The sequence below is a fragment of the Enterobacter cloacae complex sp. P6RS genome, from assembly GCF_014982245.1.
GTDB lineage: Bacteria > Pseudomonadota > Gammaproteobacteria > Enterobacterales > Enterobacteriaceae > Enterobacter > Enterobacter bugandensis.
On the sequence record NZ_JADCLB010000022.1, the window covers coordinates 113,512 to 128,048 of the forward strand.

At 55.9% G+C, this 14,537-nt stretch carries 11 protein-coding genes and 1 pseudogene; 10 read left to right on the forward strand and 2 right to left on the reverse strand.

Annotated elements, in window-relative coordinates:
• Position 1 precedes the first annotated feature (1 nt).
• Complete coding sequence (locus tag INF73_RS16745) at positions 2-856, reverse strand: MurR/RpiR family transcriptional regulator (RefSeq protein WP_193542622.1); 855 nt, start codon at positions 854-856, stop codon at positions 2-4.
• A gap of 266 nt (positions 857-1,122) precedes the next feature.
• On the opposite strand from INF73_RS16745, the gene INF73_RS16750 reads away from it, so the two are divergent.
• The 9 genes from INF73_RS16750 to INF73_RS16790 all read left to right on the forward strand — a co-directional run bounded on the left by INF73_RS16750 (position 1,123) and on the right by INF73_RS16790 (position 12,628).
• Entirely contained in the window at positions 1,123-2,604 is a 1,482-nt protein-coding gene (locus INF73_RS16750) for a carboxylesterase (protein ID WP_193542624.1), read from the forward strand.
• 95 nt (positions 2,605-2,699) lie between these two features.
• Positions 2,700-3,911, forward strand: a complete 1,212-nt coding sequence (locus tag INF73_RS16755; protein WP_028013219.1) for a diguanylate phosphodiesterase — start codon at positions 2,700-2,702, stop codon at positions 3,909-3,911.
• Positions 3,912-3,999: 88 nt separating this feature from the next.
• Positions 4,000-4,890, forward strand: a complete 891-nt coding sequence (locus INF73_RS16760; RefSeq protein ID WP_193542626.1) for an aminoimidazole riboside kinase — start codon at positions 4,000-4,002, stop codon at positions 4,888-4,890.
• A 172-nt stretch (positions 4,891-5,062) separates the two neighbouring features.
• Positions 5,063-6,580 (forward strand): carbohydrate porin, encoded by a 1,518-nt coding sequence (locus tag INF73_RS16765; protein ID WP_193542627.1) that lies wholly within the window; start codon positions 5,063-5,065, stop codon positions 6,578-6,580.
• 66 nt (positions 6,581-6,646) lie between these two features.
• Positions 6,647-8,017 carry a sucrose-specific PTS transporter subunit IIBC gene (locus tag INF73_RS16770; protein WP_028013216.1) on the forward strand — a complete coding sequence of 457 codons (1,371 nt, stop codon included), beginning with the start codon at positions 6,647-6,649 and terminating at the stop codon, positions 8,015-8,017.
• Complete coding sequence (locus tag INF73_RS16775) at positions 8,017-9,423, forward strand: sucrose-6-phosphate hydrolase (RefSeq protein ID WP_193542630.1); 1,407 nt, start codon at positions 8,017-8,019, stop codon at positions 9,421-9,423. Before INF73_RS16770 ends, INF73_RS16775 begins: the two co-directional genes overlap by 1 nt.
• 28 nt (positions 9,424-9,451) lie before the next feature.
• A complete protein-coding gene (locus INF73_RS16780; RefSeq protein WP_028013214.1) occupies positions 9,452-10,468 on the forward strand; it encodes a LacI family DNA-binding transcriptional regulator in 1,017 nt (338 codons plus the stop codon).
• Between the two features lie 89 nt (positions 10,469-10,557).
• Positions 10,558-12,108, forward strand: a complete 1,551-nt coding sequence (locus tag INF73_RS16785) for a methyl-accepting chemotaxis protein (RefSeq protein ID WP_193542632.1) — start codon at positions 10,558-10,560, stop codon at positions 12,106-12,108.
• A 154-nt stretch (positions 12,109-12,262) separates the two neighbouring features.
• Complete coding sequence (locus tag INF73_RS16790) at positions 12,263-12,628, forward strand: hypothetical protein (protein WP_192971094.1); 366 nt, start codon at positions 12,263-12,265, stop codon at positions 12,626-12,628.
• Positions 12,629-12,980: 352 nt separating this feature from the next.
• Here the strand turns inward: INF73_RS16790 and INF73_RS16795 are convergent, their stop codons facing one another.
• On the reverse strand, positions 12,981-14,051 hold the full coding sequence (locus INF73_RS16795) for a hypothetical protein (RefSeq protein ID WP_192971093.1): 1,071 nt from the start codon (positions 14,049-14,051) through the stop codon (positions 12,981-12,983).
• Between the two features lie 92 nt (positions 14,052-14,143).
• Here INF73_RS16795 and INF73_RS16800 point away from each other — a divergent pair.
• A pseudogene (locus INF73_RS16800) lies at positions 14,144-14,536 on the forward strand (phage baseplate assembly protein V); the annotation flags it as partial.
• Position 14,537: the final 1 nt, after the last annotated feature.

Here is a 14,537-nt window from a genome sequence, read left to right on the forward strand (position 1 = left end):
TTTAGTGTTCGAATTGACCAAACTCTTGTTGTAATTGTCGGTTTACCGCCAGACGCGCCGGGAGCGCATCACCCAGCGCTTCCACCACGCCCGACAGCAGCAGGTTGAACAGACAGCTCACGGGGGCAAGCGAATCCCAGAAATGACCGGTATCGGTTTTCACCTGCAGTAAATCCATCGGGTAATCCCGCGCCCACGGGCACCAGATGTCGGTGATTAAGGCCAACGGGATCCCTTTTTCGCTCGCCACGCGGCAGTACTGGCGGGCCATCGTGGAGTAGGTGCGCGTATCGGTCAGCACAACGTAAGGGTGCGAAAACCCGGAGTTGAGGGATTCCACCCAGCTGCCGGACGCGCCTTCGGAATAGCTCACGCGCGGGCGAAGGTACTCGAGATGGCTGAAGAAGGCGTTGGCGATCCCGCGCGTGGATTGGATCCCCAGCACAAACACCGCGTCGGCGTGGGCCAGGTTGTGCACCACCTGACGGAAGGCGTCCGTTTGCGCCAGCTGATACACCTGCGTAATGGCGTCCACCTCCAGCGACAGGGCATGCTGAAGGCGGTTGGGCAGGGGGCGCTGCTGCTGCCAGGAGTCCAGCCGCTCGTTCATGCCCCAGGGCTGATACGGATCGCGCAGGCTCTTTTTGACATCTTCCAGGTTGCGATACCCCAGCTTGCGCAGGAAGCGTCCGACGGTGATCCCGCTGGTCCCGCTCGCCAGACCGACGCTTTCCGCGGTTTCAAACGGGATTTGCGCGGCGTGCGCCAGCAGCCAGCTCCCGACCCGCTTTTCGCTGGGAGTGAGCTGGCTGAACGTCGCTTCGATACGGCTCAACATCTCGGGTTTCGTCGTCATACCGCCTCGCTGTTAACTGGCTGTCAAAAGCTGGATTTGTGTTACCGGGTTAACAATGCACGACGCGTGCCATGTTCACGGTGAGGTAAAAACCCGCCGTGCTGTTAATTTCACGCAACATTTAGTTAACCAATGATCAACATTTGTGCAGCGTAGTTCACTTTTGGTGCAGCGGCTGACGCGGCAGGTATGAATTTGATGAATACGTCAGTCCGTTCACATTTTTGATAAGATAAAAGGACAGTGAACATAAAAGGGATCCCGGCATGGCGAATTTGCCCTGGCGAATCAGCGTGCGCCTGGCGGCGCTTGCAAAGAAAACAGGGATGGTTGTGGGGATCGTCCTGGTCGTCCTGCTGGCGGTGCGGGTCTATCTCTCGCAGCAGGGGCCGGACCTGCACCTCTGGCACACCTGGCGGGCGGACGAGATGTCCGTGCGTGAACTCGATAACGCCAACTTTACCGGGTATGTTGCCCGGGAAAACGCCATTTTCGCCGAGCTTGATAGGGCGGTGACGGCGAAAACAGCGGGCGAGGAACAAACGCCGCTAAACCGCTATTATCGCCAAAGCCTGGTTTGGCCGGGACAGTTCACGCCCGATGCCAACCGTTCGTTTGTGCTGATGCCAGCAGGGAAAACCCGTGGCGCGGTGGTATTGCTGCACGGACTGACGGACTCGCCTTACAGCGTCAGGCACCTTGCCGAAAATTATCAGCAGCACGGCTTCGTGGCCGTGGTCCCGCGCCTGCCCGGACACGGCACCGCGCCCGGCGCGCTGACGGACGTTGACTGGGAGATGTGGCTCGCGGCGACGCGTCTTGCCGTGCGGGAAGCCACGCGCCTGACGGGAGATAACGTGCCGCTGCATCTGGTGGGCTACTCCAACGGCGGGGCGCTGGCGATGAAATATACTCTCGATGCGCTGGATTCCTCTGTGCTTCGTCGGCCGCAGCAGGTAATCCTGCTCTCACCGATGATCGGCGTGACGGCCTTTGCGCGCTTTGCAGGTTTTGCAGGGCTACCGGCGCTGCTGCCGCCGTTTGCCAAAGCGGCGTGGCTGAATATCTCCCCGGAATATAACCCGTATAAATACAACTCGTTCCCGGTGAACGCCGCCCGCCAGTCGTGGCTGCTGACGAAGGCCCTGCAGGAGCAGATTGGCCGCGCGGCGCGTGAAAACAGGCTGGCGAATTTGCCACCTGTGCTGGCGTTCCAGTCGGTCATGGATTCTACGGTCAGCACCCGCGCGGTGGTGACCGGCCTGTTTGACCAGCTTCCGGCAAACGGCAGCGAGCTGGTGGTGTTTGACATCAACCAGGCGGCGAGCTTCCGCCCGCTGTTCAAGCCGTCGTCGTGGACGGCAACCTCGGCGCTGCTGCCGGTTGCGCAGAGACGTTACGGTGTCACGATTATTACCAATGCGGACGCACACAGTTTCTCGACGGTGGCGAAAACAACCCCGGCCGGCAGCACGCGGGAGACCGTTGTGCCGCTTGTGCAGACCTGGCCGCAGGATGTCTATTCCTTGTCGCATATCGCCGTGCCGTTCCCGCCGGATGACGATCTCTATGGCCGCGAACCTGGGGTGAAAAACCGCTACGGCATCAGCCTGGGGACAATTGCGCTCTGGGGAGAAACGTCCGTATTGAGCGTCGGTAAAGAGGCGCTGATGCGGGTCACCTCGAACCCGTTTTACGACTATATGCAGGAGAGGATCGACAGCAGGATTGGCGATGGGGAAAAGTAATGTTCCCTTGTAGCGTGAATATGTTAGGTCGCATTGATTAAATATGTTACATAGTAGCTTCAAGGCACCTCTCATTATCATTGGAACCACTTTTTGTGCTGACGACGCTGATCTACCGAAGCCAGTTGAATTTATCCCGCCCGTCCACCGAACTGCGGGAGCTGGTGGAGCGCGCCAGGGGCCGCAACACAAAACTGGATATTACCGGCGTCCTCCTGGCAAAAGGGAATGACGTTCTGCAGATCCTCGAAGGGTCGGAAGAGAGTGTGGTCAAACTGTTCCACACCATCCGTGAGGACAAGCGTCACAGTGGGGTGGTTGAACTGCTGCGGGACTATGGTCCGCGCAGACGCTTCGAAAACGTCGGTATGCTGCTGTTCGACCTGCAAACGCAGTCGCCGAAAGAGGTGCTGCAGTCGGTGCTGCGCTACAGCAAGCTGGACAGCTATCTGACCTCCGACGATCGGGTGTTCAAATTTATTCAGACCTTTATAACCGGTAAACGTCCGGCCCCGTCGGGGACGCGTTACACCTCGGACAAATGGACGCTCTCGACCGAAGCGCTACCTTTTGGCGAACATCTGGGCCTGATTGCCGGGCAAACCTGCCAGTTTGCGCTGCAGCCAATTGTCGAGCCCTCGGAAGGGAAAATCAGCTCCCTTGAGGCGCTTATCCGTAGCAATGACGGCGGCAGCCCGGAACATTTCTTCAGCTCCCTGGACCCGGCGAAAATCTATGAAGTCGATCTCCAGACGAAAGCGTATGCCTTCGCGCTGGCGGAAAAGCTGGGCATTGGGAGCCATAAAATCGCGGTAAACCTGCTGCCCATGTCGCTGGTGAATGTCCCTGGCGCGGTGGAATTTCTGGTCGATGAGATTAAAAAACATGGCCTTCAGCCGGAGCAGGTGGTCATTGAAGTTACTGAAAACGAGATGATCTCCGGGTTCAACCAGTTTAACAGCGCCATCAAGCGGCTTCGCGGTGAGGGGGTTGGCCTGGCGATCGATGATTTTGGCTCGGGCTATGCCGGTCTTTCGCTGCTGACCCGCTTCCAGCCGGATAAAATCAAAATCGATCGCGAAATCATCAGCGATATCCATCTCAGCGGCCCGAAGCAGGCGATAGTGCGCTCCATCATCAGCTGCTGCTCCGATCTTGAAATTACCCTGGTGGCCGAAGGGATCGAGAAAATAGAGGAGTGGTGCTGGCTCGAATCTGCCGGGATCCGCCGCTTCCAGGGCTTCCTGTTTGCCCGTCCGCAGCTTAACGGCGTTGGCGATATTCGCTGGCCGCATCTGAAGCGTTAGGCAATTTTCCTCCCGCGTTATTTCCCCTTTTCTCTGCCTGTGCTTAAATAGCTAAAACGGTTTAATATAGTTTAGCTAAGAGGATAACATGGAAAAAATCTGGGTACTTGGCGATGCGGTGGTGGATTTATTGCCCGATGGCGAAGGGAAATTACTGCAGTGCCCCGGTGGCGCACCGGCAAACGTCGCGGTGGGCATTGCCCGGCTGGGGGGCAAAAGCGCGTTTATCGGCAGGGTTGGGGACGATCCTTTCGGGCGCTTTATGGCGAAAACGCTCGCTGACGAGCGGGTCGACGTGAAGCATATGCGCCTTGACCCGGCGCACCGCACCTCTACGGTGGTGGTGGATCTGGACGACCACGGCGAACGCTCGTTTACCTTCATGGTGCGCCCGAGCGCCGATCTGTTTCTGGAACCCGCCGACCTGCCGACGTTCAGCGCGGGCGAGTGGCTGCACGTCTGTTCCATCGCGCTAAGCGCAGAGCCGAGCCGCTCGGCGACCTTTCAGGCGATGGACGCCATCCGGAAGGCGGGCGGCTACGTGAGCTTCGACCCCAATATTCGCCCGGATCTCTGGCCGGATGAGAACGCGCTGCGTCGCTGCCTGCAACAGGCCCTGCAGAGCGCCGACGTGGTCAAGCTCTCCGTTGAGGAACTGGCATTTTTAACCGGCGATGCGGATGTACAAGAAGGTCTGAACACGCTGATGCAGCGCTGCCCGGCGCGCCTGGTGCTGGTCACCCAGGGAAAAGAGGGCGTTATCGCCTGGCATCAGGGCGCGGTGAAACACTATCCGGCTACCCCTGTGCAATGTGTCGATACCACTGGCGCGGGCGATGCCTTCGTCGCCGGGCTGCTCTACGGGCTGGCCGCCGGTCAGGAGTTGGTCCCGGCAATCGCCTTAGCCCAGCTCTGTGGCGCGTTAGCCACCACGGCAAAGGGGGCGATGACCGCGTTGCCCTGGCAGCACGACCTGTAATCCTTCCTTCACTGGCCGCCGTCCGGCGGCCTGAATTGTCGCCTCGATCACACTTACTAAATCGGTTTAGCAAAAAAGATTGCCGATCCAAAATTCCCGGGTTTAGTATCAGCAGCCTAAACCGGTTTAGCAATTTAGCACGTTCGATTAATACTTTTAGGGATGCGACAAAATGTATAAAAAACGCAGACTTGCCGTGATGATAGGCATGCTGGCCGGCAGTACCTCTGTTTTTGCCCAGACGGATATGACAAGTATCGAAGCGCGCCTTGCCGCGATGGAGCAGCGCCTTCAGGCTGCTGAAACGCGTGCGCAGGTCGCCGAAAAACGCGCCACCGAAGCCGAACAAAAAACGCAGCAGCTGGTCGCCGCCCAGCAGCAGACGCAAACCACAACCCAGGCGGTGGCGCAGCGTACCGCCGCGCTGGAGAAAAAAGCGGATCAGAGCAGCGAATTTGAGTTCCACGGCTATGCCCGCTCCGGCCTGCTGATGAACGACGCGGCCTCAAGCAGCAAAAGCGGCCCGTACCTGACGCCAGCCGGGGAAACCGGCGGTGCGGTAGGGCGTCTGGGTAACGAAGCCGACACCTACGTCGAGCTGAACCTGGAGCACAAGCAAACCCTGGATAACGGGGCGACCACGCGCTTCAAGGCGATGCTGGCCGACGGTCAGCGAACCTATAACGACTGGTCAGCCGATACCAGCGATCTCAATATTCGCCAGGCCTTTGCGGAGCTGGGTAACCTGCCTGATTTTACCGGCGCGCTGAAGGGCAGCACCTTTTGGGCGGGTAAACGCTTCGACCGCGACAACTTTGACATTCACTGGCTGGATTCCGACGTGGTATTCCTGGCCGGTACCGGCGGCGGCGTCTACGACGTGAAGTGGAACGACTCGCTGCGCAGCAACTTCTCGATCTACGGCCGCAACTTCGGCAGCGTGGAGCAGACCGACAATAACGTTCAGAACTACATCCTCAGCATGAACCACTTCGCCGGGCCGCTGCAGATAATGGTGAGCGGCCTGCGGGCGAAGGATAACGACGACCGTAAAGACGCTAACGGCGATCTCATCAAAACCGACGCGGCCAATAACGGCGTTCATGCCCTGGTGGGGCTGCACAACGAGAGCTTCTACGGCCTGCGGGAAGGGAGTGCCAAAACGGCGCTGCTGTACGGTCACGGCCTGGGCGCAGAAGTTAAGAGCATCGGTTCCGACGGGGCGCTGCTGTCTGATGCCGATACCTGGCGCTTCGCAAGTTACGGTGTCACGCCTGTTGGCGGTGGCTGGAGTATCGCGCCTGCCGTGCTGGCGCAGAGCAGCAAAGATCGCTACGTCAAGGGCGACAGCTATGAGTGGGTGACGCTCAACACCCGCCTGATTAAAGAGGTGACCCAGAACTTCGCGCTGGCGTTTGAGGGAAGCTATCAGTACATGGATTTACATCCGGAAGGCTATAAGGACCGTAACGCCGTGAACGGCAGTTTCTACAAGCTGACCTTTGCGCCAACGTTAAAAGCGAGCAAAATCGGCGATTTCTTCAGCCGCCCGGAGCTGCGCCTGTTTGCCACCTGGATGGACTGGAGCAGCAAACTGGATAATTACGCTAGCGATGATGCCTTTGGCAGCAGCGGCTTCAACGCTGGCGGGGAATGGAACTTTGGGGTCCAGATGGAAACCTGGTTTTAACCCATCACGCTCCCGCCCGGCGGGGGCGTTTCGCACATCATAAAAAGAAGTCAGGCAGAGGTATCTATGGATGTTAATCAAATCGCCCGCGAGCTTATTCCGCTGCTGGGCGGCAAGGAAAATATCGCCAGCGCTGCGCACTGCGCTACGCGTCTTCGTCTGGTGCTGGTCGACGACGCGCTTGCCGATCGGCAGGCGATTGGCAAAGTCGAGGGCGTGAAGGGCTGTTTTCATAACGCCGGGCAGATGCAGGTCATTTTCGGCACGGGGGTGGTGAATAAGGTCTACGCCGCGTTTATTCAGGCGGCGGGGATTAGCGAGTCCAGCAAGTCTGAAGCGGCGGATATCGCGGCGCGCAAGCTGAACCCGTTCCAGCGCATTGCGCGTTTGCTTTCCAATATCTTTGTCCCGATCATTCCCGCCATTGTGGCGTCCGGCCTGCTGATGGGCCTGCTCGGCATGGTGAAAACCTACGGCTGGGTCAATGCGGATAACGCCCTCTACATCATGCTGGACATGTGCAGCTCGGCGGCGTTTATCATTCTGCCAATCCTGATCGGCTTTACCGCGGCGCGGGAATTTGGCGGGAACCCATATCTGGGCGCGACGCTGGGCGGCATTCTGACCCACCCGGCGCTGACCAACGCCTGGGGCGTGGCCTCCGGCTTCCACACCATGAACTTCTTCGGCCTTGAGATCGCGATGATTGGCTACCAGGGCACGGTATTCCCGGTGCTGCTGGCCGTCTGGTTTATGAGCATCGTCGAGAAAAACCTGCGCCGCGCTATCCCGGACGCGCTGGATCTTATTTTGACGCCGTTCCTCACCGTCGTTATCTCTGGCTTCATCGCCTTGCTGATTATCGGCCCGGCAGGGCGCGCGCTGGGCGACGGCATCTCCTTTATTCTGAGCACGCTGATTGAACACGCGGGCTGGCTGGCCGGGCTGCTGTTCGGCGGGCTGTATTCAGTGATTGTGATCACCGGTATTCACCACAGCTTCCACGCGATTGAAGCCGGGCTGCTGGGTAACCCGTCCATTGGCGTAAACTTCCTGCTGCCGATCTGGGCCATGGCGAACGTGGCGCAGGGCGGCGCCTGTCTGGCGGTGTGGTTTAAAACCAAAGACGCGAAAATCAAAGCCATTACCTTACCGTCGGCGTTTTCTGCGATGCTGGGCATTACCGAAGCGGCCATTTTTGGTATCAACCTGCGCTTCGTGAAGCCGTTTATCGCGGCGCTGATCGGCGGCGCGGCGGGCGGAGCCTGGGTGGTGTCAGTGCATGTCTACATGACCGCCGTCGGGCTGACCGCCATTCCGGGCATGGCTATCGTTCAGGCCAGCTCGCTCCTTAACTATATTATCGGCATGGTGATTGCCTTCGGCGTGGCGTTTACCGTCTCGCTGCTGCTGAAATATAAAACGGACTCTGAATAATGACGCAACTTTCCCGCTGGCCTGCGATCCTGCAGGCCGTTATGAAAGGGCAGCCGCGGGCGCTGGCGGATAGCCATTATCCGCAGTGGCACCCCGCGCCGGTGACGGGGCTGATGAACGACCCGAACGGGTTTATCTGGTTTGCCGGACGCTACCATCTGTTTTATCAGTGGAACCCGCTGGCCTGCGAGCATCGCTTTAAATGCTGGGGGCACTGGAGCTCTGCGGACCTCGTGCACTGGCAGCATGAGCCGCTGGCGCTGATGCCCGACGAAGAGTATGACCGCAACGGCTGCTACTCCGGTAGCGCCGTGGACAACCACGGCGTTCTCACGCTGTGCTACACCGGCAACGTAAAGTTTGATGACGGCAGCCGCACCGCCTGGCAGTGCCTCGCCGTGGAGCAGCCGGACGGAACCTTTACGAAGCTGGGGCCGGTGCTGGCGCTGCCGGAAGGCTACACCGGCCACGTGCGTGACCCGAAGGTATGGCAGCACGACGGGGAGTGGTACATGGTGCTGGGTGCGCAGGATGTGCAAAAGCGCGGCAAGGTGCTGCTGTTTAAATCAGCCGATTTGCATGCCTGGACGTCCTGCGGGGAGATCGCTGGTCACGGCGTCAACGGCCTGACGGAAGCGGGGTATATGTGGGAGTGCCCGGACCTGTTCGCCCTCGACGGAACGCACGTCCTGATCTGCTGCCCGCAGGGGCTGGCGCGCGAGCCGCATCGCTACCTCAATACCTATCCGGCCACCTGGATGAGCGGGGCGTTTGACTATGCCAGCGCCGCATTCGATCACGGCGAGCTGCACGAGCTGGACGCGGGCTTTGAATTCTACGCCCCGCAAACCACCCTGGCGGAGGATGGACGCCGCATTCTGATCGGCTGGATGGGCGTACCGGACGGGGAAGAGATGCTTCAGCCGACGCGTGCTCACGGCTGGATGCACCAGATGACCTGCCCGCGCGAACTCCGCTATCGCGACGGCAGGCTCTGGCAGACCCCGGCGCGCGAGCTGGCGGCGCTGCGTGAAGATGAGCAGCGCTGGCAGGGGCGCGCCAGCGAGGCGCCGGAACTGGACGCGACGCGCCTGGAGTTTGAGCTGGGCGCATCGCAGGTGAATGTCGATTTCGCCGGCGCGCTGCGCCTCACGGTCGATGAGCAGGGTTTACGCCTTGAACGCGCGAGCCTGAAAACCGGTGAAACATTGACCCGCTACTGGCAGGGTGAGGTTCGTCATTTACGCGTTCTGTGCGACCGCTCCAGCGTCGAAATTTTCATCAATCACGGTGAAGGGGTGATGAGCAGCCGCTATTTTCCTGACCATCCGGCCCGGGTGCGATTCGAAGGTGCGTCCAACATCACATTACGCTACTGGTCGCTGCGCGCCTGCATGATAGAATGAGGGTTTTGGCAGCCGGATCTAAGTCGTTGTGAGAAAAACAAAACGCGTCACCATTAAAGACATCGCGGAGCTGGCGGGTGTGTCAAAAGCCACCGCCAGCCTGGTCCTGAACGGGCGCAGCAAAGAGCTTCGCGTGGCGGAAGAGACGCGCGAGCGCGTGCTGGCGATTGCAAAAGAGCACCATTATCAGCCCAGCATTCACGCCCGCTCGCTGCGCGATAACCGCAGCCACACCATTGGTCTTGTCGTTCCCGAGATCACTAACTACGGTTTCGCCGTCTTTTCTCACGAGCTGGAGACGCTGTGCCGCGAGGCGGGCGTTCAGCTGCTTATCTCCTGCAGCGATGAAAATCCGGGGCAGGAGACGGTGGTGGTGAACAATATGGTGGCGCGTCAGGTGGACGGGCTGATTGTGGCCTCCAGCATGCTGAACGATGCGGACTACCTGAAGCTCAGCGAGCAGCTGCCCGTGGTGCTTTTTGACCGGCACATGAACGACAGCGCGCTGCCGCTGGTGATCACCGACTCCATTACCCCGACAGCGGCGCTGGTAGCGGACATTGCGCGCCAGCATCCGGATGAATTCTACTTCCTCGGCGGCCAGCCGCGCCTGTCTCCGACGCGCGACCGTCTGGACGGTTTTAAGCAAGGTCTGCGAGAGGCCGGCGTGGAGCTTCGCCCCGAGTGGATCATTCACGGCAACTATCACCCGAGCTCCGGATACGAGATGTTTGCCGAACTCTGCGCCCGCCTGGGGCGTCCGCCAAAAGCGCTTTTCACCGCCGCCTGCGGGCTGCTGGAAGGGGTGCTACGCTATATGGGCCAGCATAACCTGTTGCAAAGCGATATCAGATTAGCCAGCTTTGACGATCACTATCTCTACGATTCACTGACGATCCCGGTGGATACCATTCGTCAGGACAACCGCCAGCTGGCGTGGCACTGCTTTGATCTGATTGGCAAATTGATCGAAGGGGAGACGCCGCAGCCATTGCAGCGCAAGCTGGATGCCACCCTGCAGCGGCGCTATAAGTCAGGGGTATAGCGTCGTTCGATACATCAATAACTTTAATTAATTTAAGTTTTGGAAGCGCCGATAACCATAAGGAATAATTCTCCTTGAGGTATTGGTTTATGTCGTTGAAAAAGTCGTCCCTGATTGTCCTGTTCTCGCTACTTTTGTTCTTTATCGTCAGCACCGTGACGAGCGTTGGCCTCATCATTAAAAGTAATAACTCGCTGGATAACGTCAACAAAGAGATCCAGGTGGTACTGTCGATTATTGACCCCATCAACCACAGCCGTACGCTGCGCGTGCGGGTGATGGAGTACGTGAAGATGGTGGAAGCGGGCAACGCGGCGGACGAGTCTGCAAAGCTTGCCGCAGTGAAAGAGGCGCTGACCAAAGCGGACAATGCCTTTGCGGCGTTTATGGCTTCGCCGCGTCTGACGGATGAAGCACCGATGGTGAGTGCCTATCAGGACGCCTGGCAAAACTACCGCAACCAGGGGCTGGCGCCGCTGATCGATGCCGCTGCGGCGCACGATGTCGCCAAATTTGACGCGCTGATCCCGGAAGTTTCCCGTCTCGATCGTCAGTACGAAATCGTGCTCGACCAGGTGCTTTCGGTCCACCAGAAATACGCTAAAAGCCTGAACGAGGATGCGAGCAGCAATTTCGTCTCCGGCCTGGTGATGATTGCCGTTATTGCCTGCCTGTTTGTGGTGGTGATCGTTGCAGTCAGCATCTTCATGAAGCGCTTTGTCTTTGCCCCGGTCAACCTGGCGCGCGAGCACTGCAGCAAGATTGCAGCGGGCAAGCTGGACATTCCGGTGCCGGTGAAGGGGAGTTCAAGCAACGAAATCGACCACCTGATGGGCTCGATGGAGCAGATGCGTCATGCACTGCTGGCGACCATCGCCCAGGTGCGCGATGCGAGCCATACCGTTACGCACGCGGCGCAGGAGATTGCCGCCGGGAATATCGATCTGGCTTCGCGTACCGAGCAGCAGGCTTCCGCGTTGACCCAGACGGCGGCTAGCATGGAGGAGCTGAGCGCGACGGTGGCGAACAATACCGATAATGTCTATCAGGCCGGAAAACTGGTGCAGGACGCGGTGAAAAATGCCCACACCGGGGAAGCGGTGACCCGTGAAGTCATCGACACGATGAATACCATTGCGGCGAACTCGAAGCGCATCGAAGACATTACCAGCGTGATCAACAGCATCGCCTTCCAGACCAACATTCTGGCACTTAACGCGGCGGTTGAAGCGGCGCGCGCCGGAACGCAGGGCCGCGGCTTTGCAGTGGTGGCCAGCGAAGTGCGCACTCTTGCGCAGAAAAGCGCGGTGGCGGCTAAAGACATCGAGAGCCTGATTGCGCAGTCGGTCTCCAGCGTGAAAAACGGTGCGGAGCTGGTGAGCCGCTCGGGCGAGGTGATTGATTCGATTATTTCGTCGGTGAATAAGGTGAATACGCTGATGGAGCAGATCTCCGTCGCCTCTGAGGAGCAGAGCCGCGGGATTAGCCAGGTCGGGCAGGCGGTGACCGAGATGGATGGCGTAACCCAGCAGAACGCCGCGCTGGTGCAGCAGTCCGCGGCGGCAGCTGCCTCGCTGGAAGAGCAGGCGCAGCAGCTTTCACGGAGTATTGCGAGTTTTAGGTTGCCGGTGCAGGCTTGATTGATGGTAGGAGGCTCCTGAGGGAGCCTTTTTCATGTCTGGCGTAGCCTTCTTAAACGGAAACGAGTACGAAGCTGATGTGCGTTTTTATCACATAATGTTATGATATTATTCAATAAATAAATATATATTCAATGCATAAAAGGAATGTGAAGTGAATAAAATAGTAAATGTTATTTCTGGGGTTGCTGGCATAATTGCTATTGTAACTGCTGTAATTACCTTAATTTGGTTTTTCTTTGGGCTAGATAGCAGAATCAAGACTCTTGAGGGGCAAATGCAGGCAATTTATCAATCAGCAACGGTTGGAGTTCAGAGTTCAGTATCAAAGAACAATCTAGATGCAAGTATTACACCTAAGGTACCAACGACAAATAATAAAATTCAAAATCTTGTAGAGACTTGTTCCACATTAGCATTAAAGGCAGCAAACGCTTATGAGAATGGAACGCCTTCATCGGTAGGCGGGCCACTAGAAAAAATGATGGACAATTTAGGATGTAATAAAATCCAACAATGAAAAAACTAGCAGGGCTTAATGTGTTATGGAAAGTAAAGGCTAGGTTAGCAGTACTTGAATAGTTGGAAGGCTACCTAATTAGATACTTGCTCCAATGGAATGCTATATGTAATTAGCCATAAACATTCTGTAATACTTGAAATGATAAAGTTAAAGCCCCGTCATTAGCGGGGCTTCTTCTATCAATGTGGTCAATATGTGGACGTGACCTGAAATAAATCCTTTTATTTCATTGCGTTGAATCGTTTTAAAAAGCTCCTGAGGGAGCCTTTTTCATATCTGGCGTAGCTGGAAAGCCGCGCTAGACAAGGATTCACGTTTACGACTAGTAGTCAAGAGCTATAAAATGCGGCTAACCTCCCTTTTTTAACGCACCAATTAAATTTGTTAATTGCTCAATCCCATCAAAAGTCGAGGGTATCTTGTCCTCTGATGGCATTATGTTAGAAAAAATAACCTCTTCAAATTTCACTAAAAGATCTGTGTTATGTTCTCTAATTTCTTGAGCATAAGTTGCGTAATTCTGGATGAACTGGCAAAGGCTTTTTCTTAGGTCAATTTGGATTAATTGTGCGCGGATAGAGTTGAAATTTAAAAGTGAAACTCTAAAGAAATATACGAGTATTAATGTTAGTGAAAGTATGGGGATGATCTTTGCCAAGCTTGACCACCCAGAGGGCAATGCACCAGACTCTGCAAACGTCAGGATCTCTATCAGTAGAGGAAACGGAATAAGTATGCCCAAGATAAACATAAGATACTTGGCTGACTTTAGCTCCTTAGATTTATTTTCCCCAAGCTCGGCAAATCCCTTATAAAGACCAACAAAGTTAAATTTATTTGCCTGCATGACTAGGGATTCATTTAATTTTTCGGATTTAGCTAAGTTCTCCTTTAAAATTGAATCCCAATGGCGTCCTGCATCTTCAAGGTCATTAGCCCTTCGGATATACTCTTGGTATGACTTAGCGTTATCGCTACTTAAAATCTCTCTAATCATTGTTAGAGGCATCTCTTTTAGAGCATATGTGATCTGGCCTGATGATCTTTCGTCGAATTCATCTTGTCTGTAAATTGCGAATTGTTTTATGGCATCAGTGAGTTGAAAGAGATTGTCTTTATGGAATATATAATTTTCCATGAAAAATCTAAAGCAAGAGGTGAAGAGTAGGTTAAGATTTTCTTCATTTATAGGTGTGTTTAGCTCTCTAATAAACGCATCACCAATTAGCTCTATATTAAACTGAACCCTTTCATCCCATATTGCAGCATGTTTTAAAAAAAGTTGTAATGCTCCCATTACGAGGTAGTCTCGTTCTTTACTGAAACTTATCTCGCCATCGGTATCATTTGCATTCAATTCACGAAGTTTATTTGAAATGAGATATTGATTATCTGGATTGCTGAAGAAAACAGTATTCATTATCTAATCCTGATGGTCATAAGTTTGTTGTGTAGAATATGTCAGAATCTAGTCGAATTTCATGTTAAATCAAAAGACCTCACGATTGTGACATGAACATACAAACCAACGCAATTTTACGACTTCTTAGAAATTTCATTCGCACCGGCATTGTGACCGATATCGACCCCGACGAGGGGATGTGTCGTGTCCAGACCGGCGGCATGGAAAACACCTGGCTGAACTAGTTTTCCTCTTGCGCCGGTCGTTCGCGCGTATGGTGGGCTCCGTCTGTTGGTGAGCAGGTGCTTTTACTGGCGATCGGCGACGAGCTCGATACGGCGTTTGTGCTGCCCGGCATTTTCTCGGATGACAATTCCGAGCCGTCTGCCTCCCCTGATACGCTTCACGTGTCCTTTCCTTACGGGGCGCACACCGTGTCAGGCATCAAGACCGCTGACGTCACAGCGTCGGGCTCCATTATGGCCATCGTGTCGGTGGTATTGC

Bases quoted from the DNA above. Each gene is read 5' to 3' on its own strand.
- INF73_RS16775 (WP_193542630.1), top strand. From the start codon at position 8,017: ATGACGCAACTTTCCCGCTGGCCTGCGATCCTGCAGGCCGTTATGAAA.
- INF73_RS16765 (WP_193542627.1), top strand. From the start codon at position 5,063: ATGTATAAAAAACGCAGACTTGCCGTGATGATAGGCATGCTGGCCGGC.
- INF73_RS16785 (WP_193542632.1), top strand. From the start codon at position 10,558: ATGTCGTTGAAAAAGTCGTCCCTGATTGTCCTGTTCTCGCTACTTTTG.
- INF73_RS16760 (WP_193542626.1), top strand. From the start codon at position 4,000: ATGGAAAAAATCTGGGTACTTGGCGATGCGGTGGTGGATTTATTGCCC.
- INF73_RS16750 (WP_193542624.1), top strand. From the start codon at position 1,123: ATGGCGAATTTGCCCTGGCGAATCAGCGTGCGCCTGGCGGCGCTTGCA.
- INF73_RS16770 (WP_028013216.1), top strand. From the start codon at position 6,647: ATGGATGTTAATCAAATCGCCCGCGAGCTTATTCCGCTGCTGGGCGGC.
- INF73_RS16745 (WP_193542622.1), bottom strand. From the start codon at position 856: ATGACGACGAAACCCGAGATGTTGAGCCGTATCGAAGCGACGTTCAGC.
- INF73_RS16795 (WP_192971093.1), bottom strand. From the start codon at position 14,051: ATGAATACTGTTTTCTTCAGCAATCCAGATAATCAATATCTCATTTCA.